Source organism: Pseudomonas sp. GD03842 (genome assembly GCF_029841165.1).
Classification (GTDB): Bacteria; Pseudomonadota; Gammaproteobacteria; order Pseudomonadales; family Pseudomonadaceae; genus Aquipseudomonas.
The window spans coordinates 253,961-277,916 of sequence record NZ_JAOCEA010000002.1 but is presented as its reverse complement, the minus strand read 5'-3'; the positions used below and the strand labels follow the sequence as shown (position 1 = coordinate 277,916).

At 61.6% G+C, this 23,956-nt stretch carries 20 protein-coding genes and 1 pseudogene; 4 read left to right on the top strand and 17 right to left on the bottom strand.

Features of this window, described 5'->3' with window-relative positions:
• Positions 1-333 precede the first annotated feature (333 nt).
• Complete coding sequence (locus N5D61_RS03790; RefSeq protein ID WP_108238404.1) at positions 334-1,263, top strand: hypothetical protein; 930 nt, start codon at positions 334-336, stop codon at positions 1,261-1,263.
• Between the two features lie 271 nt (positions 1,264-1,534).
• Here N5D61_RS03790 and dctM read toward each other — a convergent pair whose 3' ends face one another.
• The 8 genes from dctM to N5D61_RS03750 form a co-directional block, all read right to left on the bottom strand.
• Positions 1,535-2,818 carry a C4-dicarboxylate TRAP transporter large permease protein DctM gene (gene dctM, locus N5D61_RS03785; RefSeq protein ID WP_108238405.1) on the bottom strand — a complete coding sequence of 428 codons (1,284 nt, stop codon included), beginning with the start codon at positions 2,816-2,818 and terminating at the stop codon, positions 1,535-1,537.
• Complete coding sequence (locus tag N5D61_RS03780) at positions 2,818-3,450, bottom strand: TRAP transporter small permease (protein ID WP_108238406.1); 633 nt, start codon at positions 3,448-3,450, stop codon at positions 2,818-2,820. Before N5D61_RS03780 ends, dctM begins: the two co-directional genes overlap by 1 nt.
• A 100-nt stretch (positions 3,451-3,550) precedes the next feature.
• Positions 3,551-4,546, bottom strand: coding sequence for a TRAP transporter substrate-binding protein (locus tag N5D61_RS03775; RefSeq protein ID WP_108238407.1), 996 nt, complete (start codon positions 4,544-4,546; stop codon positions 3,551-3,553).
• A 300-nt stretch (positions 4,547-4,846) separates the two neighbouring features.
• Positions 4,847-5,677: a CoA ester lyase gene (locus N5D61_RS03770; protein ID WP_279890903.1), complete on the bottom strand. Its 831-nt coding sequence runs from the start codon at positions 5,675-5,677 to the stop codon at positions 4,847-4,849.
• A 167-nt stretch (positions 5,678-5,844) separates the two neighbouring features.
• Positions 5,845-7,044 (bottom strand): CaiB/BaiF CoA-transferase family protein, encoded by a 1,200-nt coding sequence (locus tag N5D61_RS03765; protein ID WP_279890902.1) that lies wholly within the window; start codon positions 7,042-7,044, stop codon positions 5,845-5,847.
• A 138-nt stretch (positions 7,045-7,182) separates the two neighbouring features.
• Positions 7,183-8,547: an MmgE/PrpD family protein gene (locus tag N5D61_RS03760; protein WP_279890900.1), complete on the bottom strand. Its 1,365-nt coding sequence runs from the start codon at positions 8,545-8,547 to the stop codon at positions 7,183-7,185.
• Between the two features lie 10 nt (positions 8,548-8,557).
• Positions 8,558-9,721: an acyl-CoA/acyl-ACP dehydrogenase gene (locus N5D61_RS03755; RefSeq protein WP_279890898.1), complete on the bottom strand. Its 1,164-nt coding sequence runs from the start codon at positions 9,719-9,721 to the stop codon at positions 8,558-8,560.
• Between the two features lie 88 nt (positions 9,722-9,809).
• Positions 9,810-10,649: a MaoC family dehydratase N-terminal domain-containing protein gene (locus N5D61_RS03750; RefSeq protein WP_108238412.1), complete on the bottom strand. Its 840-nt coding sequence runs from the start codon at positions 10,647-10,649 to the stop codon at positions 9,810-9,812.
• A gap of 127 nt (positions 10,650-10,776) precedes the next feature.
• On the opposite strand from N5D61_RS03750, the gene N5D61_RS03745 reads away from it, so the two are divergent.
• The gene (locus N5D61_RS03745) at positions 10,777-11,664 is read left to right on the top strand and encodes a LysR family transcriptional regulator (RefSeq protein WP_279890895.1); all 888 of its coding nucleotides are present in this window, start codon (positions 10,777-10,779) and stop codon (positions 11,662-11,664) included.
• 132 nt (positions 11,665-11,796) lie between these two features.
• On the opposite strand, the gene N5D61_RS03740 is transcribed toward N5D61_RS03745, so the two are convergent.
• The gene (locus N5D61_RS03740; protein ID WP_279890893.1) at positions 11,797-12,633 is read right to left on the bottom strand and encodes an AraC family transcriptional regulator; all 837 of its coding nucleotides are present in this window, start codon (positions 12,631-12,633) and stop codon (positions 11,797-11,799) included.
• 223 nt (positions 12,634-12,856) lie between these two features.
• On the opposite strand from N5D61_RS03740, the pseudogene N5D61_RS03735 reads away from it, so the two are divergent.
• Positions 12,857-13,573 (top strand): annotated as a pseudogene (locus tag N5D61_RS03735) (CatB-related O-acetyltransferase); the annotation flags it as partial.
• Between the two features lie 129 nt (positions 13,574-13,702).
• Here N5D61_RS03735 and N5D61_RS03730 read toward each other — a convergent pair.
• Complete coding sequence (locus N5D61_RS03730) at positions 13,703-14,602, bottom strand: alpha/beta hydrolase (protein WP_279891122.1); 900 nt, start codon at positions 14,600-14,602, stop codon at positions 13,703-13,705.
• A 257-nt stretch (positions 14,603-14,859) separates the two neighbouring features.
• Positions 14,860-15,540 carry a deoxyribose-phosphate aldolase gene (gene deoC / locus N5D61_RS03725; RefSeq protein WP_279890892.1) on the bottom strand — a complete coding sequence of 227 codons (681 nt, stop codon included), beginning with the start codon at positions 15,538-15,540 and terminating at the stop codon, positions 14,860-14,862.
• A 133-nt stretch (positions 15,541-15,673) separates the two neighbouring features.
• Here deoC and deoR point away from each other — a divergent pair, with 133 nt between their 5' ends.
• On the top strand, positions 15,674-16,444 hold the full coding sequence (gene deoR / locus N5D61_RS03720) for a DNA-binding transcriptional repressor DeoR (RefSeq protein ID WP_279890889.1): 771 nt from the start codon (positions 15,674-15,676) through the stop codon (positions 16,442-16,444).
• Positions 16,445-16,824: 380 nt separating this feature from the next.
• Here deoR and N5D61_RS03715 read toward each other — a convergent pair whose 3' ends face one another.
• The 6 genes from N5D61_RS03715 to N5D61_RS03690 form a co-directional block, all read right to left on the bottom strand.
• The gene (locus N5D61_RS03715) at positions 16,825-17,895 is read right to left on the bottom strand and encodes an aldose 1-epimerase family protein (protein WP_279890887.1); all 1,071 of its coding nucleotides are present in this window, start codon (positions 17,893-17,895) and stop codon (positions 16,825-16,827) included.
• Complete coding sequence (fucP, locus tag N5D61_RS03710) at positions 17,892-19,223, bottom strand: L-fucose:H+ symporter permease (protein WP_279890885.1); 1,332 nt, start codon at positions 19,221-19,223, stop codon at positions 17,892-17,894. The genes N5D61_RS03715 and fucP overlap by 4 nt, the downstream gene beginning before the upstream one ends.
• A gap of 81 nt (positions 19,224-19,304) precedes the next feature.
• A complete protein-coding gene (gene rbsK, locus N5D61_RS03705) occupies positions 19,305-20,225 on the bottom strand; it encodes a ribokinase (protein ID WP_108238419.1) in 921 nt (306 codons plus the stop codon).
• Positions 20,226-20,520: 295 nt separating this feature from the next.
• Positions 20,521-21,471 carry a DUF979 domain-containing protein gene (locus tag N5D61_RS03700; RefSeq protein WP_279890883.1) on the bottom strand — a complete coding sequence of 317 codons (951 nt, stop codon included), beginning with the start codon at positions 21,469-21,471 and terminating at the stop codon, positions 20,521-20,523.
• Positions 21,468-22,196: a DUF969 domain-containing protein gene (locus N5D61_RS03695; protein ID WP_279890882.1), complete on the bottom strand. Its 729-nt coding sequence runs from the start codon at positions 22,194-22,196 to the stop codon at positions 21,468-21,470. The genes N5D61_RS03700 and N5D61_RS03695 overlap by 4 nt, the downstream gene beginning before the upstream one ends.
• 79 nt (positions 22,197-22,275) lie before the next feature.
• A complete protein-coding gene (locus N5D61_RS03690; protein ID WP_108238422.1) occupies positions 22,276-23,511 on the bottom strand; it encodes an OprD family porin in 1,236 nt (411 codons plus the stop codon).
• Positions 23,512-23,956: the final 445 nt, after the last annotated feature.

Below are 23,956 nucleotides of genomic sequence, written 5' to 3'. Positions count from 1 at the left end.
ACCCTGGCATCGCCCGTACGGTTCTAAAGCGTATTTTTGCTTCAACCAGCGCTGAGCGCTGAATGGTTGCCGCACGCATCTGACCGCGGGGTGAGATGATCATTGCATTTGACGCTAACGAAACGCTGCAACTTGCTGACCTCACTGAACTTATCTCGACCGGGCAGAACGCATGTGGAACTACACCACGTCATGCAATTTGCATGGAGGCCGCCCAGGCGTTTTTCCTCAACTCCTTGTTTTTAAACGCATTTATAAAACAGCCTACGCTGGCACACGCACTGCAATGTCTTGCCTGAAGCAAAAACCATTATTTGCACGGAGCATGACCCCATGAACGTCTCACCTGATGCCTATCCTGCCGCTGTCGAAGAAACCTCCAATGCCTCGGGTGTGTCCTGGGGTGCCATTTTCGCCGGAGCCGCCGGTGCGGCTGCGCTATCCATGATTCTTGTCTTGCTCGGGTCGGGCCTTGGCTTCTCGGCCATGTCCCCATGGGCCAATGAAGGTGCCAGCGCCAAGACGCTGGGGATTTCCACCGTGGTCTGGCTGGCACTGACGCAGATCCTTGCCTCCGGGCTGGGCGGCTACCTGGCCGGTCGTCTGCGCGTGAAGTGGTCCAACCTGCACGGCGACGAGGTTTATTTCCGTGATACGGCGCATGGCTTCCTTTCATGGGCGATCGCAACGCTGGTGGCGGCGGTGTTGATCGTCGGCTCCGTCAGCGGGTTGGTCGGCAGCGGTGTGAAAGCTGGCGCCAGTGCGGTAGCAGGTGTTGCAGGCACCGCAGCCGTTGCAGCGGGCAGTGCCGCAGGGAATACCTCAAGCGAGCAATACGGCTACTTCGTCGATTCGCTGTTCCGTGACGACCGTCCCGCCGCCGTCAGCGATGATGCCGCGCGTGGTGTGGTGGTACGTATCTTCGCCAAGACACTGGCCAACGACGGGCAATTGGCGCCTGAAGATCGCGCTTATCTCGCGCAACTGGTCGCTCAGCGTACCAATCTGAGCCAAGCCGACGCAGAGGCCCGTGTCGATCAGGTCTACGGCCAGGCCAAGCAAGCGGTCGCTGACGCAAAACTCAAAGCTCAGCAGGCTGCCGACACCGCCGCCAAGGTGGCCTCGGCGACCGCGCTGTGGACCTTTGTCGCTCTGCTCTGCGGCGCCTTCGTGGCCAGTCTGGCCGCACTCTGGGGCGGCCGTCGCCGTGACGCCGTGACCTACGTCGAAACTCGCGCCTACACCACTTCTACCGTCCGTTGATCAAGGAGAAACATCATGCGTTCCCTACTGCTGTGGTTTCTGGGTGTACCGATTCCGGTAATTATCCTGATCGCCCTGTTTATGCACTGATCGCCTCGTAGACAATCCGCGCATCGCCCTTGAGCTACACAGGGCCTGCGCGGATTTTTTTATGCCCGCCCTCTGGGTCGCGCGCTTTCCTGGGCCAACCCCTCGCCCCCCTACCCTCCATGAAAAAAGCCCTCGAAGACTGACGTCAACGAGGGCCAAAGGCACTGCGCTCACAGTTCGGTCAAGGCATTCCCAGCCAATTGGGTAATGCCAGAGAAATGAACGGTACGTACGTCACCAGGATCAAGAACAACAGCAGGATCGACAGCCATGGCAAGGCTGCGCGAATCGTTTGCCCCAGCGTCAACCCCGTCACCGCGGAGGTGACGAACAGGTTCAGGCCCACCGGTGGGTGCACCAGGCCGATTTCCATGTTCACCACCATGACAATCCCCAGGTGAATCGGATCGATGCCCAGCTTGGTGGCGATCGGGAAGAAAATCGGCGCCAGAATCAACACGATGGCCGAGGGTTCCATGAAGCTGCCAGCGACCAACAGCACCACGTTGACCATGATCAGGAAGCCGATGGGCGTCAGGCCCTCGGAGATGACCCAGTTGGTGATCTGTTGTGGGATTTGCTCGGTGGTCAGCACGTGGGCGAACAACATTGCGTTGGCAATGATGAACATCAGCATGATCGACAACCGGCCCGATTCCAGCAGCACCTTTGGGCAGTCGCGCAAGCGCATGTCTTTGTAGACGAACAAGGCGATGAAGGCGGAGTAGACGGCCGCAACCGCGGCTGCCTCGGTGGGCGTGAACATGCCGCTGTAAATGCCGCCCAGGATGATCACCAGCAACAACAGCCCCCAGAAAGCGCGGCGAGCCGTGGTCAGCCACTCACGGAACGAGACACGCGGCTGGGCTGGCAGCTTTTTGACCCGCGCCACGATGTAAATGACGACCATCAGGATCACGCCCAGCAGGATGCCAGGGACCACACCGGCGATGAACAGCTTGCCGACCGAGGTCTCGGTCGCCGCCGAATAGACCACCATCACGATCGAAGGCGGGATCAGAATCCCCAGCGTACCGGCATTACAGATGATCCCGGCGCCGAATTCCCGGGGATAGCCCGAGCGCACCATGCCCGCAACCGCGATCGAGCCCACGGCTGCCACGGTCGCCGGAGAGGAACCGGAGAGCGCGGCGAACAGCATGCAGGCCAACACCGCGGCGATCGCCAGGCCGCCGCGAATGTGGCCGACACAGGCGTTGGCGAAGTCGATCAAACGCTGGGCCACGCCGCCCGTGGTCATGAACGCACCGGACAGCAGGAAAAAAGGGATCGCCAGAAAGGTGTAGCTGTCGGACGTCTCGAACAGCTTGATCGCCAGCGAGCTCAATGAGTCCTGGCTGAACAGCAGGATCGACACGGCACCGGACAGGCCCAGCGAAATCGCGATAGGCACACCCAGGAACATGAAAACGAAGAGCAAGAGAAACAGACAAAGCACGGTCATCAGTGTTGCTCCCCGTCAGGATTGGCCAGTTTGCTGGCTTCTGCGGCCTCGTCGGCCAGCCCCAGGCCGGTCTGACGATGGGTCCAGATGCGATGGAGGATTTCCAGATAGCGAGCGATGACCAGCGCAAAGCCGATCGGCACGATGAGGGTGATGTAAGCGATCTTGATGCCGTAACGGTCAAGGTCTTCGGCCCCGATTCCGGCGACGAACAGTGCCGACACCCATTTGTAGCTGGCGACTAGGAACAGCCCGGCGTACGCCAGGCAGCAGGCGCAAGCGAGCAAGGCGAGCATCCGCTGAACAGGTTTGCTGGTTTTCTTCACCAGCGCATCGACCCCCAGGTGCCCCGCCGTGCGCACGCCGTAGGAAATCCCGAAGAAGATCAGCCAGCCGAACAGCGCCTTGGTCAGGGCCACGCTCCAGGTCATGCCTTGGGCATAGCCCATCAGGTGATCGCCAATCCCTGCAAAAAAGTCGCTGCTGACCGCCCATTGGTCGCTGAGGGTGTAGAACAGTGTGTAAATGTTATTCAGCGCCACGTAAACAAACGTCACCAGCGTCATGGCCGCCAGCAGGAAGGCGATGAAGCCCTCCTCCAGGTGCTCCCAGAGTCGCGTCAGCGATTGCATAAGAATTCTCCGAACGTCGAGAGAGTGGCCACCGCCCCGGAACGGCGAGGTGGCCACGCAGACATCACGGCCCGTTTCGATCAGGCCGAACCGGGGGTGATCAAGGCGCCTTGTTGGCGTCGTCTGCCGCCTTGATCAGGTCGGCACCGATCTCTTCGGAGAACTTGTCCCAGACCGGCTTCATGACTTCCCGCCACTTGGCCCGTTGTTCCGGGGTCAGCGTCACGATTTCGCTGGTTTTCGCATCGATGATTTTCTGCTTGGCGGTCTGGTTCAGGGCTTCGGCCTGTTTGTTCACCTCGACGGTGACCTGATCCATGATCTTCTGCAGTTCGTCGCGAACGTCCGCAGGCAGGCCATTCCAGAACTTGGAATTGGTGATCACCATGTAGTCGATCAGCCCATGGTTGGACTCGGTGAAGAACGGCTGCACTTCGTTGACTTTCTGGCTTTCATAGTTAGACCAGGTGTTCTCGGTGCCGTTGACGGTACCGGTCTGCAGGCCTTGGTAGACCTCAGCGAAGCTCATCTTGCGGGGATTGGCGTGCAGCGCGACGAACTGCGCTTCCAGCACACTGGAAGCCTGCACCCGGAACTTCAGGCCGCGGGCATCTTTGGGTTCGACCAGTTTCTTGTTCGCCGACAGCTGCTTCAGGCCGTTGTGCCAGTAAGCCAATCCGTGAATGCCTTTGTCATCCATCGAAGTCAGCAGCGCCTTGCCCTGCGGGCCTTGCTGGAAGCGGTCGACAGCAGCCAGATCGTTGAACAGGAACGGCAAGTCGAAAAGTTGGACTTTCTTGGTGTACTGCTCGAATTTGGCCAGCGAAGGCGCAAGCATTTGCACGTCGCCGAGCAACAGCGCTTCCATTTCCTTGCCGTCACCGAACAGTGAAGAGTTCGGATAGACCTCGACCTTGACCTTGTCTTTCAAGGCGGGATCGGCGGCAACGAGTTTCTGGAACATCAAAGCGCCCTGGCCCTTTGGCGTATTTTCCGCCACGACGTGGGCAAACTTGATCACGACAGGGTCTGCGTAAGCCATGCCGGCCACGGACACTGCGGCGGCGCAGAAAAGCGCCTTGGTCAGCTTCAACATCGATATCACCTTTTTATTGTTGTAGAGGAATCGGTTCTGCGAGAGCGTTGTGCCATCTCACGATGCCCAACGAAGCGTGTTTCGAGAATCAGCTTTTCTATAAACCAGCGTTCGGCAATGCTGAACGCTGCCCGTGGACCCACTGCCTTCCCCACCCCCGGGCCAGAGCTGACGTCACCCGAAAACTAGCAGACCCACTGGAAAGTGCCACTCCATGAAAGCCTCCGCTGCTCCACCGCGACGGGATGAGCCCGCGATCCACGCGGCGAGGAGCCTCCCTGCGTCCAGGGCCGCCTGCCTTTAATGCGGATCGCTGCCCAACGCCAACAGCCGCTGCGCACGCAGCAGCACCGGCGCATCGACCATCTGGCCATCCAGTTGAAAAGCCCCGGCCCCCTTGGCCGCCACGCTGGCGTCGACCACACGCCTGGCCCAGGCCAAATCCATTGCACTGGGCGCCAGGGCGGCGTGAATCACCGGCACCTGTGCCGGGTGGATGCACAGTGCGCCGCCATAACCCATGTCATAGGCGTGCCGGATCGCACGGTGCAGACCTTCGGGGTCGCCGATGGCCGGGTGCACGCCGTCGAGCGGGGGAGCGAGGTCGGCACCTCGAGAATGCAACTGCACGGCCATCCGCGCCTGGTCGAGAAACAGCCGGGCCGCTTCGGTGCCGCTGTTCAGGTTCAGGTCCAGGGCCAGGTCGAGCCCGCCGAACGACAGCCGCTGGACCCCCGGCGCATGGGCGATCTGCTCCAGTGCCAACAGGCCTTTGGCGCTTTCGATGATGGGCAACACGGGCTTGCCGGTGGCATGCACCGCGACGACGTGCGCAGCGCTCTCCACTTTAGGCAGCAGCACGCCGGCAACGCCTGCCTGCTGCGTACAGAACGCCAGATCGGCCAGATGCTCGGCATGCTCCGGCGCGTTCACTCTGACCCATACCGAGGCGTGGGGGGTGTCCTGTAAAAACGCGCCGAGGTTATCCCGGGCCTGACGCTTGAGCGGTTCTTCGACCGCGTCTTCGAAATCGACGATCACCGCATCGGCGCCGGCACCCAGCGCTTTGGCGAAGCGTTCAGGCCGACTGCCGGGCACGAACAGTGCGGAGCGGACAATGGATGGGGGCATGGTTCATACCTCGTTAATAAGTCATGCGCACAACGTAAGGACGCATCGTCTGTAGGAGCGCGCTTGCCCGCGATGCAGCGTGTCAGATACGGCGATGTTGGCCGTATCGACGCCATCGTCGGAGTGCCGCCCAGATCCAGCGCACGCTACGGTGCGGGTGTGAGCCTTCAAACCACCCCGGCGTCACTCATCCGCGCCTGCTCTTCCGCGCTGAACCCCAGTTCGCCGAGAATGCTCGCCGTGTGCTGGCCCAGGTTGGGCACCCCGTCCATGCGCGGTGTGAAGGCGCCATTGCGCCCTGGCGGCAGCAGCGAAGGCAGCGGCCCCGCGGGACTGTCCACCGTGCGCCAGCGGTCCCGAGCCTGGAGTTGCGGGTGTTCCCAGACACCTTGCATGTCGTTGACCCGCGCACTGGCGATCTGCGCGTCTTCCAGGCGCGCCACCACTTCGTCGAGGCTCAGCGAGGCAAAGCCGTCCACGATGATCTGACGCAGCGCCTCGCGGTTTTCCGAACGTTTGAAGTTGGCGGAAAACCGCTCGTCGGTGGCCAATGCTTTGTCCAACAGCACTTTTTCGCAGAACAGCGCCCATTCCCGCTCGTTTTGCAGGCCGAGCATGATGGTTCCCCCTCCACCGGTCGGAAAGGGACCGTAAGGGTAGATCGTCGAATGCGAGGCCCCGGCCCGCGGCGGTTGGGGTGCGCCTTTGTAGGCGTAGTACATCGGGTAGCCCATCCACTCCACCAGACTCTCCAGCATGCTGACGTCGATGCGGCTGCCCTCGCCCGTCTTGTCGCGCAACAGCAACGCCGAAAGGATCCCGGTGTAGGCGTACATACCCGCCGCAATGTCGGCGATCGAACAGCCGGCCTTGGCCATTTCCTCGTCACCCGGTCCGCCGGTCACCGAGAGAAAACCGCCCTCGCTCTGAATCAACAGGTCATAGGCTTTCTTCTTTTCATACGGGCCGCCCTCGCCGTAGCCGGAGATGTCGCAGACGATCAGGCGGGGAAAGCGCGCGTGCAATGCGTCGAACGACAGCCCCATGCGCGCTGCGGCACCCGGTGCCAGGTTCTGCACCAGCACATCGGCCTCGCCCAGCAGCGCTTCGAGGATGTCGCCAGCGGCGTCCTGTTTGAGGTCCAACGTCAGGCTTTCCTTGGAGCGGTTGGTCCACACGAAATGCGAGGCGAGCCCGTCGACGCGCTGGTCATAGCCGCGCGCGAAGTCGCCGACGCCGGGACGCTCCACCTTGATGACGCGCGCGCCGAGATCGGCCAACTGCCGCGTACAGAACGGCGCGGCGATGGCGTGTTCCAGGCTGATCACTGTAATGCCGTCCAGAGGACGAGGGTTTTGTTGAGTCATGCTATTAACCTCTTCCCATGATCGTTCCACGCTCCGCGTGGGCATGTATCCCATGACGCTCTGCGTCATCGCCGTGGACGCGGAGCGTCCGAGGGAGGCGTTACCACGCGGAGCGTGGGAACGATCACGTATGTGCTATCAGATCAAATCCGCCAGATCCCGCGCATCGCGGAGCTGCCAGACCCGTTCGATCAATGCTCTGCCCTGCTCTGCGGTGCGTGCGCCCGAGAACGCCAGCAGGCGCTGGACTTTGTCCTCCAGCTCAGGCCGGGACAGGGTGTTGCCCGGATCGCCCTTCGGGTCATCGATCGCGGCGGTCAGCGTGCGGCCGTCAGTGGTGGTGACGATGACCCGGCCCAACCAGCGGGCGGGGTACGCGCCATCGACTTCCGGGTCCAGCTCCATCGTGACCTTCTCGCGGAATGCGGCCACCGCAGCGTCGGTCAGCGCCAGGTCGCGAAACTCGATGAGTTGCGCACTGCCGTGCACCGCGATCAAGCCCAATACGGCGCCCATGGAGAATTTTGCCTGGTGGACGGTTTGCGGCACGTCGACCCGGCCCAGCACGTCGATGGCGCCTTGATGGACGCGGGTAATGACCCGAGCGATCTGCTCGTGCCGCAGGCCTTCGCGCTGCATCAGGTGCAACAGCGCATCCGCTGCCGGGTGGGTATGACGGCAGGACGCATGGAACTTGAAGGAGGTCTCGACCAGCGCCCAACGCGAGCCCAGACGGTCGGACAGTTTCGAGGGGTCGCTGTCGCTCGACATGCCCGCCGCCATGCCTTGATCGCCTTCCAGAATGTTGCGCGCACCGGTCAGGCCGTCAGCGGTCAGGTACGCCGAGAGCACTCCGTCGGCAGCGGCCTTGGCCGTGTGCAGCTGTTTGGAATCGGCCGCATCGCGCAGGAACTCCCAAAGCCCCGCCGCCTGGGTGCCTGCCGTTCCGAGCAGATTGATGAACTGCTCCTGATTGAAATTCAGCAATTTCCCGACCGCCACGGCCGCAGCCAGGGTGCCCACCGTCGCCGTGGTATGGAAGATGCGGTAATGCGAACGCCCCATGAATTCGCCGATACGAATGCCAGCCTCGTAGCCGGCCACTGACGCCAGCAGGAAGTCCTGGCCGGATTTGCCCAACTCCTGCGCGGCTGCCAGCGCTGCAGAGAACACCACGGTCGCCGGGTGCAGCACTGAGCTGTTGTGCAAGTCATCCTGCTCGACCAGATGCGAGGCTGCGCCGTTGACCAATGCAGCGAAATACGCAGTGGTGCCGCGGCCATTGACCAGCACCTTTGCCTTTCCACTGGCCGGGCCCATGCGCTCGGCATAGCGTTCGAAGATCGGAATGGGCCGCGCGCCCTTGCTGGCCAGCGCCGAACCGACCCAGTCCAGAAACAGGTCTTCGGTGCGGTCCAGCACAGGCCCGGGAATCTGCTCGTAATGCAGCTCGGCGAGAAAGCTCGCCAATACCTGGGTGTGGCTTGCCTGGGTATGACTCATCTGGATGTCCTCAGAAGCTGCGTGGCAGCTCGAGCAAATGCTCGGCAACGTAGGAAAGGATCAGGTTGGTGGAGATTGGCGCGACCTGATACAGACGGGTTTCGCGGAACTTGCGCTCGACGTCGTATTCGTTGGCAAAGCCAAAACCGCCGTGGGTCTGCAAGCAGGCGTTTGCTGCTTCCCACGATGCTTTCGCCGCAAGGTATTTGGCCATGTTCGCCGCCGCACCGGCGTTCTTGCCGCTGTCGTATTCCTCGCAGGCGCGCCAGCGCATCAGGTCAGCCGCTTCAATTTCGATATGGGCTTCGGCAATCGGAAACTGAACGCCCTGGTTCTGGCCAATCGGACGGCCAAACACCACGCGATCGCGGGCGTAAGCAGCAGATTTTTCGGTGAACCAGCGACCATCGCCAATGCACTCGGCGGCGATCAGCGTGCGCTCGGCGTTCAAGCCGTCGAGGATGTACTTGAAGCCCTTGCCCTCTTCACCGATCAGGCTGTCAGCAGGCAGTTCGAGGTTGTCGAAGAACAGCTCGTTGGTTTCGTGGTTGACCATGTTGGCGATGGGCTGAACGGTCAGGCCGTTGCCGATGGCCTCGCGCAGATCGACGAGGAAGATCGACATACCTTCGGATTTCTTCTTCACCTCGGCCAGTGGCGTGGTGCGCGCCAGCAAGATCATCAGGTCCGAATGCTGGACCCGTGAAATCCAGACTTTCTGGCCGCTGATCACATACTTGTCGCCCTGCCTGACGGCGGTGGTCTTGATCTTGGTGGTGTCGGTGCCAGTGGTCGGTTCGGTGACGCCCATCGATTGCAGGCGCAGTTCGCCGCTGGCGAGCTTTGGCAGGTAGTAGCTTTTCTGCGCTTCGCTGCCGTGGCGCAGCAGAGTGAACATGTTGTACATCTGGCCATGCACGGTGCCGGAATTACCGCCGCAGGCGTTCACTTCTTCGAGGATCACCGAGGCTTCGGCCAGGCCCAGGCCCGAGCCGCCGTATTCCACAGGAATCATCGCCGACAGCCAGCCCGCGTCAGTCAGCGCTTTGACGAAGGCCTCCGGGAAGCCCTTCTCCTCATCGATCTTGCGCCAGTACTCGGCCGGGAACTCGGCGCACAGGGCGCGCACGCCTTCGCGGATGGCATTGAGGTCTTCGTTATCGTATGGACTCATGGTGTTCACTCGCGTCTGCCAAAAGCCCCGTCGCAAGTGCGGGGCTGGCCATGGCTATATAAAAAAAGAGAGTTGGGTCGAACCCGGCTCAGTCAAAAAGCACTTCGGCGCTTTGCGCGACACCGGCTTCATTGCCCGCCCACAACTGCGCTTTTCCTGGCTCGCTGATGCGGCCACCGACACGGAACGGCGTCGGCACGTTCAGCGGGCGCACGCCGCGATAGGCGAAGTGGCGCACGCGTTTGTCTGGGTTGGCGTGGATGAACGCGCGCAGGTTGAACGTCGCGATCATCGGCCCGTGAACCACTAGCCCTGGGTAACCTTCGGTTTCAGTGACGTAGGGGTAGTCGTAGTGGATGCGATGGCCGTTGAAGGTCACAGCGGAGTAGCGGAACAACAGGGTCGGCGTCGGGTGGATGGTTTCGCTCCAGTCGCCCTGCTCCGGCGCGTCGCCGCTGTTGAGCTTCGGGGGATTGGGTTCGCGGTAAACGATGTCCTGTTCTTCGCGCACGCACAGCTCGCCGTTCTGTGAGTAATCGTGACGCAGGGTGACGAACAGCAACGACCCAGTGCGGCCGTGTTTTTCTTCGATGTGCAGGATGGTCGACAGGCGATGGGCGTCAGCCCCCACTGTCAGGGGCTGAAGGAATTCGACACGGCCGCCGGCCCACATGCGGTTGCGATTGTCGGCGGGCGGTAGAAAGCCACCACGGGCAGGATGACCGTCGCCGCCCAGTTGCGACTCGAACACCGGCTCCTGGAAAAAACACCATTGCCACAGGGCAGGCAGCGCCTCGCCCGCGGCCGGCACAGGCTCGCCGAACGTGGCGGCGATGCGCTTGATCAGGTTGAGACTCAGGTGATCCTGAGCCTCTTCGGTCCGTCCGATCCAGGCACTGAAATCCACCGGCGAATCTGAATCACTCATGGGAGAGAACCTTCTGCGTTTGTTGTTATGCGCAGATGATGGGATCGAGCGGGCATTCTGTGAATTTGCATTTGCGTATACCGGCGTTCATGTATGCTGAACGCCTCTTTCGCTCGTGGACCGTCCCATGCACTTCGACCTGGCTGACTTGCGCCTCTTCATCCATATCGGCGAATCCCCGAGCCTGACCCAGGGCGCACGCCGCGCCTTTCTTTCCCCCGCGGCGGCCAGCGCCCGGATCAAGGCGCTGGAAAGCCAGCTCGACACCCGGTTGCTGTACCGCGACAGTCGCGGGGTAGAACTCACCCCTGCCGGGCACCGGCTGCTCAAGCACGCGCGGTTGATCATGAGCCAGGTCGATTACCTCAAGAGCGAATTCACCCACTACGGCACCGACTCGGCGGGCCACATTCGCATCTTCGCCAACACCACTGCCGTGACCGAATTCTTGCCGGAAGTGCTCGCGGGTTTTCTCGCCGAACGCCCAGGGGTGACCGTTGACCTGCAAGAGCGCCTGTCGCGGGACATCGTGCGGGGTGTGCTCGACGGCAGCTCCGACATGGGCATCATCGCCGGACCGGTCGAGGCGGCGGGCCTGCAAATCCTGCATTTCAGCACCGATCGGTTGGTCCTGACCGTGCCCGAAGGGCATGAGCTGGCCAAGCAAAAACAGGTGACACTCAAGCAGACCCTGGCCTTTCAGCACATCGGCCTGCACGAAGGCAGCACATTGCTCAGCTTTTTGCGCGATCACGTCGAGCGACTGGGGCTGAACCTGTCCCTCAGGATTCAAGTGTCGAGCTTCGAAGCCATCTGCCGAATGGTGGAAGCGGGCGTGGGGATCGGGATCATCCCCGAGTCCGCCGCCACGCGCCACAGCCGGACCATGAAACTGGTGACCATCACGCTGGACGAGGCCTGGGCGGTGCGGGAGCGGAGCATTCTGGTGCGCGAACTGGACGCCCTGCCGGGGGTGGTCAGGGCGTTGATCAAGGTGTTGATGCCTGGTTCGTAAATAGCTCTGCCGCCGCAGACTGTAGGAGCGCGCTTGCCCGCGATGGCGTCAGCTCGGGCACAGAAGCGGTGTCCTGCTGGACGCCGTCGCGGGCAAGCGCGCTCCTACAGATTCGGTGTCAGGTTTGATTCGTCAGGCACCGTTCAACATCCGCAACCACTTCCCGGGCGGATAGCCAAAGGTCTTCACGAAATGGCGCGTCATGTGGCTCTGGTCGGCGAAACCGGCCATGGCCGAGGCGTCGCTCAGGGACATACCGCAGGCGATCGAATGGCGCACCAAGTCCAGCCGACGCAGCGTCAGGTATCGATAGGGGCTGGTGCCGAACAACGCACGGAAGTCCCGGGACAGGCGCCAGCGGTCGGTGTCGCTGGCCTGTTCCAGCGCATCGAGGCTGACGCCGTGTTCGAGGCTGGCCAGGAGCAATTCACGGGCGCGTTCGGCGGCGATGTAATCCACACGCTGTCGCCCTCTGCGCGCACCCGTGGCGTTTTGCAGGGCGATAGCGATGTCGTAGACGGCGTCGTCAAGTTCCAACGGGTCGAGGGCGGTGTGCAGGTCACGCAACAGCGCCTGCGTGGCCTTGAACAGACGCGGGTCATTGGACACCCCGCCTTTGATGAACGGCAAGGGTTTACCACCCAGCACCTGTTGGATCATCGCAGGTTCCAGATAGAACATCCGATACCGAAAGCCATCTTCTGTACCCGCATGCCCATCATGGGGTTCGTCGGGGTGCAGGACCATGGTCTGGCCCGGCAAGTTGTTCACCAGTTCCTTGCCGTAGCGAAAGCTCTGGACGCCTGACAGGGTATGGCCGATGGCATAGGTGTCGTGCCGGTGCATGTCGAAGCCATGGCCATGGAAGTATGCCTCGATGCGCTCCAACTGCGGCGAGGGTTCGGCGCGCACCACCCAGTCCCGCTCCGAATGGGTCAGGTGGGCTTCACCGTTTGAATACTTGTCCATGGCGCGGGCTCATCGTTGAAAAGGCGGCAGGCGTTCACAGATACCACTTGCGGTCGCGGTTGTGAATGCCCGTTCCCGCGCAAGCCCACGGACACTTATCGCCAGATCATCGGGGCTCTTGCATCCCACGGGAACTGTGCGACCATCTGACCGTCATTCCAAACAACAACAATGCGCTCGGCCAATCAATCGGCACGAGGCTCCGACCAGGAATGTTGGACTCATGAATTACTTCCGCCGCCTATGGCTGGACCACCAACTCAAACGCGCCCTCGCTCGCAACAAATGCCGACTGGACAGTGGCATCCGGGGCTTGCGAAACGAACTGCAGTTGACCCTCGAATACGGCGTCAAACTGCATCAGGTCAAGATCAATGCGCGATCGCTGCGCATTGGTGCTTACACCGACATCGTCAGCGGCACGGAATTGCAAGATGTCTCGCACATCGGCCGCTACTGCTCCATTGCCCGCAATGTCACCCTCGGACAAAACCGCAAATCGCACCCCTTGAACTGGCTGAGCACTCACAGTGCACTGGCTGCGCAGCGCCACGGCCACTGCGGGGCGCCGCTGACGACTGAACTGACCCGGCAGACCGTGATCGGACACGACGTATGGATCGGCATGGACGCGCTGATCCTGGAGGGCGTCACCATTGGCACCGGTGCTGTCATCGGCGCCCGATCCCTGGTGACCCGCGATGTGCCTCCCTATGCGGTGGTCACCGGCTCCCCCGCTCGCGTGCAGCGCTATCGCTTCGAGCCGGCCGTCATCGAAGGCCTGCTGGCCAGCCAATGGTGGAACCTGCCGCCAGAACACTTGGCCAGGTTGCCCCTGGAAGATCCCGAAAAACTGCTGGAAGCGTTGCAAGGTGTCGTGGTCCCGGACCGCGATCCGGGGTCGGTAACGGTGTGCAACAAGCCGTTCAGCGTGACGCATCGCCACGCAGATCCGGCTGAAGCGGCTGCCCAGACAACGGCGCGTAGTCCCGCGCGGGCGGACCGGCCGGGCCTTGTATCACTGCTGACAGCAGCCACCGCTCGAAAATGAATGGACACCGGCATGGGGTCATCCGGGTTGCTTGAGGTCGTTCGCCGGGGCTGCGGTCGCATGCACCGACGGCGCCTTCGCCTCGAGCAACGCCTGAATCGCCTGTCGGTACGCCTGCTTGCCCAGGTTCATGCTGTTGTTGTGGTTGCCGCCGGGCACCATCAATAGCCGCTTTGGCTCCTGGGCGGCCTCGAACAGCGCCTCGCTGAAGCGCGGCGAAACGAATTGATCGGCGCTGCCATGGACGATCAACACCGGCATGCGGATGTCGGCGATCTTGTCGATGGAGTCGAACTTCTGCGAGACCAGCCAGCGCACCGGCAGTGAAGTCCGGGTGCTGGCAACCGATGCCGCGACGTCGGCCAGGTTGGTGAACGTCGACTCGACGATCAATCCCCGCGCCTGGACCGGCTCATCGCGCTTCTGCGCATCCCGCCCGAGCTCAGCGGCCAGGTCCACCGCCACGGCGCCGCCCAGTGAATGGCCGTAAATCAAGCGCTTGGCAGGATCGGGTTGCAGGTGTTCGAGGCGTTCCCAGGCGATGCGCGCGTCTTCGTAGACAGAGGCTTCCGACGGCAGTTGCCCCTTGCTTTGCCCAAAACCTCGGTAGTCGATGGCCAGTACGGAAAAGCCCAGTGCATGCAACTGCTCGATGCGGAAAAACTGTCCGGTCAGGTTCCAGCGCGAGCCATGCAGGTAAAGGATGGCGGAGGCGTCTTTCTGTTCTGCTGGCCACCACCAGGCGTGGATGTTCTGCGTGACGCCAAACGAGGGGGCCCGCAGTTCGAGCTCCTGCACGTCCGCCGGAATGCCGTGATACCAACTGGCAGTGCCCGGCTCGATCATGAAGATGAGTTCGCGCTCTTTGTGCTGCAGCGCCGCGCAGCCCACGGGCAGGCCTACGACAATCAGCAGCATGCACGACCAGAAAAACCAGCGTGCCTTCAAACGCGCGAGGGAAAGTTGCGGCATGGGGGCGTCCGGAGCAGAAACAATGACCCCGGCAGTGTGCCATTCATTGCCGCGGAAGATCAGTGCCTTCTGCCGGAAGAAATGAATCGCGGCCCCCCCGCCCGGAGCAACACGGGGGGCGGGCAAGCGCTCGGCCCACCGAGAGCGGGCCTGTGGTCAATCAGTCAGCGGTGTCCCGCAACTGAATGACACAATAAAACGACTCAGTAGCCCGAAGTCGGCGCGGTGGCGCCACTGACGATGGCAATCCCCGAACTGGTGCCCAGCCGCGTGGCACCGGCCTCGATCATCGCCACGGCGGTGGCGTAGTCCCGAACGCCCCCTGAAGCCTTGACGCCGACATCGGCGCCCACGATCTTGCGCATGAGCGCCACGTCCTCGAGTGTCGCCCCACCACGGCTGAATCCGGTGGACGTCTTGACGAATGCAACCCCCAGTTCCCGGCAGATTTCACAGGCCGCGACCTTCTGTGCGTCATCCAGCAGGCAGGTTTCCAGAATCACTTTCAGAGGGACCGCTGCGCACGCATGTTTGACAGCGGCGATGTCATCGCGCACCACGTCCAGCAGGCCGTCCTTCAGCGCTCCGACATTCAGCACCATGTCGATTTCACCCGCGCCGGCGGCCACAGCCTGCTGCGCTTCGAACGCCTTGGTGTCACTCAACCCTGCGCCCAGCGGGAACCCGACGACCGCACACACCTTCACCGTCTGACCTTTGAGCAGCGATGCCGCATAGGGCACCTGTCCAGAGTTCACGCACACCGAATAGAATCCATTCTCCTGCGCCTCACGGCAAAGCGCAGCAATCTGGGCGCGAGAAGCGTCAGCGGCCAGCAAGGTGTGGTCGATGTACTGCGCGAGGGCGGCGGGTTCGATCTTCATTGACTCATTCCTTCAAGAGCAGCGATTAGCGGTAAGCTTCGAGCGGCACGCGAGGATGATTCGCCCGTCACCCCATAGTGTTTGAAATATAACATATTGTGTTAATTTTACATCAATTCAATCGACAACCGGGATGACCGTGGACAACAAGAAATCCGACCGCATCAAATTGATTCAGCAAGCCCTGCAGGACCAGAAAGCCATTCACCTGCGTGAAATGGCAGCGCTGCTGGATGTCTCGGAAATGACCCTGCGGCGCGATCTGAGCCGGCACCCAGAGAAATTCCATTTGCTGGGCGGGCACATCACCCTGGCATTCGATCCCTCCGAAGCCAACGATTACAAAGTCACCGAGCAAGGCACACGACACGTCGAGGAAAAGCGTCGTATCGGCAAGTTGGCGGCGGCGTTCATCAAGCCGGGGGATACGGTCTTCTTCGACTGTGGCACAACCCTCCCCTTCGTCATCGATTTCATCCCGGACGAGATGGAGTTCACCGCCGTGTGCAACTCCTTGAACGTCTTGCTCAAACTCCAACAGAAACCCAACTGCAACATCGTGTTGTGCGGCGGCAGCTTCCACCGCAAGAATCAGGTCTTCGAACACCACAGCGAGGCGAGCATCCTGGACGGCATTCGCCTGACATGGGCATTCGTTTCAGCGGCTGGAGTCAGCGACCAGTTTGGTGTCACTTGCTTCAACTTCAACGAGGTCGAGGTCAAGCAAAAGGTCCTGCGTCAGGCACGCCACTGCATGTTGCTGGCCGACCACTCCAAGTTCGACGCTGTGCGCACGGCGCATTTCGCTACGCTGGATGCTTTTCATGTAGTGGTCAGCGACAAGAAAGTGCCCAAGGTGTATCGCGACTTGATCCAGGGCTACGGGGCGCAGTTGGTGGTGTGACCCTGCCGTATATCCATCTATAGGAGCGCGCTTGCCCGCGATAGGGTCTATCGGGACCGAATGGGCAAGCTGGACACAACCCCGTCGCGGGCAAGCGCGCTCCTACAAGGCGCGGGGTATCGTTAGTCGGAATGCGGGGCGACCTGTAGGAGCGCCAGGCTACGTTAGGCAGGATGCGGGCCGACCTGTAGGAGCGCCCCGCTACGTTAGGCAGGATGCGGGGCGACCTGTAGGAGCGCGCTTGCCCGCGACAGGGTCTATCGGTACCGAATAGGCCAGCTGACATAACCACGTCGCGAGCAAGCGCGCTCCTACAAGGCGCTGGACATCGTCGGAATGCGGGGCAATCTGTGGGAGCGAATTCATTCGCGACGAGGCCATCAGCGTTTCAATTCACCCATCAGTTGCCCCACCTCCCCAGCCGCCAGATACCCTGTTCTCACACTGAACGACACGCGCTCCCCGGCCGCCAATTCCCGCACGTTGCCTTTGGCCTTTTCCGCCCGATACCCTTCCGGCTCGCAGGTCGCGGGCAGCACGAACGCGGCCACCTGCTGATCGGCGTTGTGCAGAATCCAGCGCGCCGCGTGATCGAACTGCTGCGGTTTATAGCGGGTGTAGAACGCGGCGCCGTTTTCATGGGTGAGCAGGAAATGCGCGTCACCGTTGGCATCCGCCTTTACCCCGTCGAAGAAGCAGACGATCTCCGGGTCGTACCACTCAGGGGTATTCAACAGCTGCAAACGCGAAGGATCTTCCGTCAACTCCGCCATGTACGCCGACCACGCGGGTGTCGGTTTCACGTGGGCCGGCACGCTGCTGCGCACCCTGGTCTTTTCAATACCCAACGGCTCGACAAACCGTCCGTTGGCGACGTACGCGTAGTTCATGTGCGCCATGTACATCAGCGCCATTGGCTTGCCCGCCAGGTTCTGCACGTCCATGCCGATGTCGAACAATGCCGAGCCCGGACGCACTGTCACGCTCGGGCGGGCGCGGTAGTGATCGCCGAAACCCATCACGTATTCACACTCGCCGCCGAGGCGCAGAAACGCCCCACTCGCGTCTGACCCGACTTCCAGCCAGGCGATGTCCATCGGCGCACAAGGCATTTCGCCGTGCAGTGGATGATCGTCCTCCGGCGTCGGGCAGCCGTTGCGCAGAAGCCCGCTGTGGAACATGAAGCAGCCGTAGGTGCCGATGACCGTCGGGGTCGGGCGCGGCTGGTCGAACATGTTGCGCATGGTCAGGTCGCAGCCGTCGAACACCGCCGACCAGATCATCTGCCCCTGATACGGCAACACCACCACACGGCCGCGATTGTTCTCCAACGCCAGCGCCTTCACGCCACTAGGGTAGGTCCAGATCAGCACACGAAAGTCGGCAGACGCCAGCAGCGTTTTTTCAACGCCGCTGAACAGCTCGGGATACAGAGAGATGATCGTGCTCATGAAGCGGTCACCGCACCGACCGGCGCCGTTTCGCTGCGCGGATCACGCAGGCATTTGATCGCGTAGGCGACGATCACCACGAAGCACAGCAGCGGCACGCTGTAGGCGATTTGCATGTTGCCATGGGTCGCATCGGACAGCAGGCCCTGGAAGATCGGCATCACCCCGCCGCCGACGATGCTCATCACCAGCAGCGAGCCGCCAACCCCCGTGTCTTCGCCCAGGCCGTCGATGGTCAGGCCGTAAATGGTCGGCCAGCAGGGGCCGAGGAAAATGCTCACGCCCACCGCCGCGTAAACGGCGCTGATGTTCGGCACCAGGATGGTGTAGGCCAGCAGCACGATGGTCAGCACGCCGTAAATCGCCAGCACTTTGGCCGGGTGCATTTTGCGCATCAACAGGTTAGCGATCATCTTGCCGACAAAGTATGCCGCGAAGGTGGTCAGCAGGAACCACGACGCGCTGCGCTCGTTCATGCCGCCCATCTGCATGGCCAGACGAATGGTGAAACTCCAAACCCCCACTTGCGCCCCGACGTAAAGAAACTGCGCCAGCACTCCAAAGGTGAAACGCGGGTTACGCCACAGGCGAGACAGGCTTTGCGCCACGCTGCTTGTCTTGGCGATGTCCTTGAGGTTGCCTTTGCACGCCGGGAACCGGGTGAAGGCGATCAGTACGAACATCAGGATCAGCACCGCGATCATCCATTTGTACGGCAGGAGCGTCGACTGGATCATCTCCAACTGCTGAATCGCCGCCTCGGACGCACTCATCTGAGTCAGTTGTTCGCGGCTGGCGTCGGTGTCCTTGAACATCACGAAGCTGCCCACGTACACCCCGGCCATGGCGCCGAATGGGTGGAACGTCTGTGAGATGTTCAGGCGACGGGTGCCGGTTTCACGAGGGCCCATCAGGGTCGAGTAGGTGTTGCAGGCCGTTTCAAGAAACGACAGTCCCGCGGCAATGACGAACAGCGCCATCAGGAACATGCCGTATTTGGCCATCGACGCCGCCGGGAAGAACAGCGAGCAGCCCACCATGTACAGCAGCAGGCCGATGAGAATGGTGGTCTTGTAGCTGAAACGTCTGACGACCATGGCCGCCGGTATCGCTACGAAAAAGTAGCCCAGATAAAACGCCGACTGCACGAATGCCGTCTGGAAATCGCTGAGCAGGAAGGCTTTCTTGAAATGCGCGATCAGCACGTCGTTCATGCTCGCCGCCGCTGCCCACAGCGCGAAGCAGCAGCACAGCAGGATAAAGGCGAACCACGGCGTGCGGTTCAGGTAGAACCCGTCCGGGGAATGTTGGAGCGCGGGCTTTGTCATTGTTGTTCTCCGTGAAGTGCAGAAAGACCTCACCCCGTCGGCCACCAACGTCCGGCCAGAGTGCGGCGGCTCATGAATGGCTTACAGGGCGTCGAGAAAACGTGCGAACCCGTCGGCGTCCGGGTACGAACTCTGCGTGCCTCGCCCGGTGACCGAGCACGCGGAATAGGCCACGGCTTGCGTCATCGCGTGGCGCATGTCGCCGTCCTCGCTCCAGTGACGCGCGAAGCAGCCGATGAAAGCGTCACCGGCACCCGTGGTGTCGCGGGCATCCACCTTGAGACCCTCGACGCGGAACTCGCCCTCCTCGCCCACGTACAGCGCCCCCTTGTCGCCCAGCGTCACGATGACGTGGCGAATGCCGTCCCGCGTCAATTGCAGTGCTGCAGCCCTCGCCGCTTCGAGGGAGTCGATTACCTCGCCGGTGATCAGGGCCAACTCGGTTTCATTGGGGATCAGGAAGTCGAGTTTCAGCAGGTGTTCGCGGCTCAGGCCTTTGACGGCGGGCGCAGGGTTGAGCAAGACCGGAATGCCGTTCGCCTTGGCAAAGTCGATGGCGTAGTAAACGGTCTCCAAGGCGATTTCGAGTTGCAACACGATCAGCGAGCAGTCGCGCAACGCGGCGTGCGCGGCGTCGATATCCGCGGGCTTGAGGTGGGCGTTGGCACCTTTGACGATGAGGATGCTGTTGTGGGAATCGTGCTGCACGAAGATGGGCGCCACGCCGCTGGAAACGCCGGGCACACGCTGGACGAACAGCGTATCGATGCCATGGCGCTGGAAATTGGCGAGGGTGTTGTCGGCGAAAGCATCGTCACCGACCTTGCTCAACATCAGCACGTCGGCCCCCAGTTTGGCCGCTGCCACCGCCTGATTGGCACCCTTGCCGCCGCATCCCATGGCGAAATCCGGTGCTTCCAGCGTCTCGCCCTGGACCGGCATCCGATCGACGTAGGTGATCAGGTCCACCATGTTGCTGCCAATGACCGCGATCTTTTTCATGTGTCGTTACCTTGTGCACGTTCTGACGACCTGAAACCAAATCGCCCGAGCGCTATTATTTTTGTTATTTAAATAACAATTATTGTGACTATTCAACCTCTTTTTTCTGAAAGCGGTCAGCCTCGCAATGCAAAGCGGGTCAGGCATCGCTGCCTGACCCGCTAAAGACCCGGAGATAGAGAGGTTTGCCTCGTCGAAAGCTGAGACCACCGGCGGTCGCAATCGTTTGCGATGGGGCTTTCGTCACCGCTGCACGTGGGCGTTCGGAACTTCCCTTTCCCTCTCTTGGGCGCATTTACATCAAGCCATAGAGCAGCGCGATGTTCGCCACCAGCATCGCCAGCGCAGTGGGAACCTGCGCCTTGATCACCGCATATTTGTCCGGCAGTTCCAGCAGCGCTGCCGGAATGAGGTTGTAATTCGCCGCCATTGGCGTCATCAGCGTGCCGCAGTAACCGGAGAACATGCCGATAGCCGCCATCACCGCAGGGTTGGCCCCGTACATGCCCACCAGCACCGGTACGCCGATACCGCCGGTCATCACCGGAAACGCCGCGAATCCGTTGCCCATGACGACGGTGAAAAGCGCCATCCCGAGCACATACACCATCACGGCGATCAGCCGAACATCCAGGTTGATGTACGCGGTCGCCAGATGCGCCACCGCTTTGCCGACGCCGGCGTCGTTAAAGACCAGCCCCAGCATCGCCAGCATTTGTGGGAGCACCAGCGCCCAGCCCAAGGCCTCGGTCAGGCGACGGGACTCGCGCATGGCCTGGACCGGGGTGTCGCGGGTGAGCCAACAGGCCAGTGCCAGCGCCACCAGGCTGCCGATGCCCAACGACACGAAGGTGCTGTTGGCCGGATCCAGCAGATAGACGTCGCCAAACTTGATGGCCTTCAGCCCCACCGCGCCCACCACCGTCACCAGCGGAATGGCCAGTGCGGGGACGAACAACCTGTTCCTCAAGCGCCCTGCACTTTCGCGTCGCGCCGCGTCCGGGAGGCTATCGTGGCGACCGAATCCGACACCGCCTAATCCCGCGATCAACGCCATGAGCAGCACCCCGGCGCCCACCCAGACAGCGGGCAGGCGCTCGCCGATCAAAAAAGCAGTCGCGAACAGCCCCCAAAAAAGCCCGGTGGTCCAGCGCTTGGGGTTGCTGCGATCTGCTGCTGTCATCAAGGCCGTGATCGCCAGGATCAGGCCGGCCAGCCAGTACAAGTATTGAATGGACAGGATCATGACGACACTTCCTCAGACGTGGCGGATGGGCGTGGCAGGGCCTTGAGTTCGCGATTCAGGCGCAGGTCGAAGCGGTGCAAGCGGATGCTGTGGATCACGAACGCGCACAGCGCTGTCGGGATGCCCCAGAAGGCAATGTGCATAGGGTCCACGTCGATACCTGATCCCAGCAGGAACGTGTGCATCAGGGCGATCGCGCCAAAGGCCACGAAGATGTCTTCGCCAAAAAACAGCCCGACGTTGTCGGTGGCGGCACACAGGGACAACAGCTTGACGCGCAGGGCGTCGGGCAACTTGCCGAAGCGCGATTCGGCTGCACCTTCCGCCATCGGTGCGAGCAGCGGACGAACCATCTGCGGGTGCCCGCCCAGGCTGGTCAAGCCCAACGCCGCCGTGCTCTCCCGCACGAACAGATAAGCGATCAGCAGCCGCCCGGCAGTGAGTCGGGTGAACCGTGTGACCCAGTTCTGGGCGTGCAGCCGCAAGCCATGCCGCTCCAGCAAACCGATGACGGCCAGCGGCAGCAAAATGATCAGCGGCAAGGTGCGGGTCTTGATGAAGCCGGTACCGATGGTGGCGAGGATGGTTTCGAGCGGCATGCTCGCCGCAAGGCCCGTGGCCAGTGCCGCCAGCGCGACCACCAGCATGGGATTGAAACGCAGGACGAAGCCCAACACGATGACGAGCACGCCGAGCAGCGGCCAGAGGTTGATAGCGGTTTGCATGATGAATCTCTCGAGGTTATGGGCCGCGTGAGGACTGGACAGCCCACGCGAAATGGAGAGGGTTGGGCGGCGCCGGCTTTTACCAAAGCGGGACGGTGTAGCTCACGATCAACCGGTTCTCGTCCAGGTCATTGCCAAAGTTCGAGCGCACCGTCGCGTTGCGCCATTTGACGCCCAGGTTCTTCAGCGCCCCGCTTTGCACCACATACCCGATGTCCGTGTTGCGTTCCCACTCCTTGCCCTCGCCGCCTGCCGCACGTTCGACGTTGTCGCCCGACACATACCGGCTCATGAACGTCAGGCCGGGCAGCCCCAACGCCGCGAAATCGTAGTCATAGCGCAACTGCCAGGAGCGCTCCCGGGCATTGGCGAAATCACCGATCTGAATGAAGTTGACCAGATAGGGATCACTGCCCGCGATGTACGGAAAGGGGTCATCGCCGTTCATTCGCTGGTAGCCGACGCCAAAGGCATGTGCGGTGAGTCGGTAGGTGAACATTGACCCGAATGCCGTGTTGTCCAGGGCGCGGAAAGATCCGTCCTCGCGACTGCTGGCGTAGCGGATGTCCGATTTCAGGCTCTGGCCCGTGCCGAGGGGCAATACATGAATCAGCCCGCCGTAGTACTGCTGATAGACGTTTTCCAGTTGCCCATAGTGAGCGCTCAGCGTCAGTTGCGGCGTGACCTGATAATCACCTCCGCCGAAATTGAAACTGTTGCTGGTGCCGCCGATGCGATTGCCGGTCATCTCGGTGAAGTCACTCGAGCTGTTGGCCTTGATGCGGTCGATATGGCCTGCGTTCAACGTGAGGCCGGCCAGTTCCTGTGAGGTCAGCAGCCCACCGCGAAAGGTTTGCGGCAACAGGCGGGTGTCGTTGGCGTTGATCACCGGGTCCTTGAAAAACAACGAGCCAACCTTCAGCTCGGTTTTCGAGGCTTTCATCTTGGCGGTCAGCCCCAACTTGGCGTAGTCGTCCTGGGAGCCACCGGATGAGCGGTCCGCAGGCAGCAAGCCGGTGCCCGCCGTGCCGTCACCCGAATCGAGCTTCAACCCCACCATGCCCAGCGCGTCCAGCCCAACTCCTACGGTGCCTGCGGTGTAACCCGATCGCAGACGCAGCAGAAGCCCTTGGGCCCATTCCTCCGCCTTGTCGCGAGCACCCTCCTGACGGAAGTCACGATTGAAGTAGAAATTGCGGCCTTCCAGTTCGCCTTTGCTGTCGGCAACGAAATCGGCGTGGGCGGTGATGCCCTGTGTCAGCGTGACGCTGCCAAAGATCAATGCACAGACGTATTTCTGATTGTTATGGGTCATTGAAGCCTCTTCCCGTGAGCGCGCAGCGGTGTCGACCGACTGCTTGGCAGAGCGCAGCTAATGAATGAGGTCGGGCGCCTGAACACCGCGACCCTGAAGGCTTGGCGCGTGGATTGCATCGGTGTCTACCGACGCGGCGTCGTGCCTTTCTCGTGTCGCCGAGCATCTTTCGGCAGACCGCTGCATGCCGTCCAACGGGAAAAAACCGCTATGCCCTATAAGAAAATCTGTTCAGCACCGTTCATCGTCTCCCCTTCATTTGGAGGGCAATGAGTGACGCGATAATCATATTCACTTTACACTTGCTATCCATTCGCTAGTGTAGGGGCCGGAAACTAGGACTCGCTGTAGAGGGATGGCCAGTAGTTGGTTCCAGATCCGGCTTATATCGACCGCTAAATGTATCTTTCAGGGAGCGCATGACCTCTTCGATTCACCACGCAAC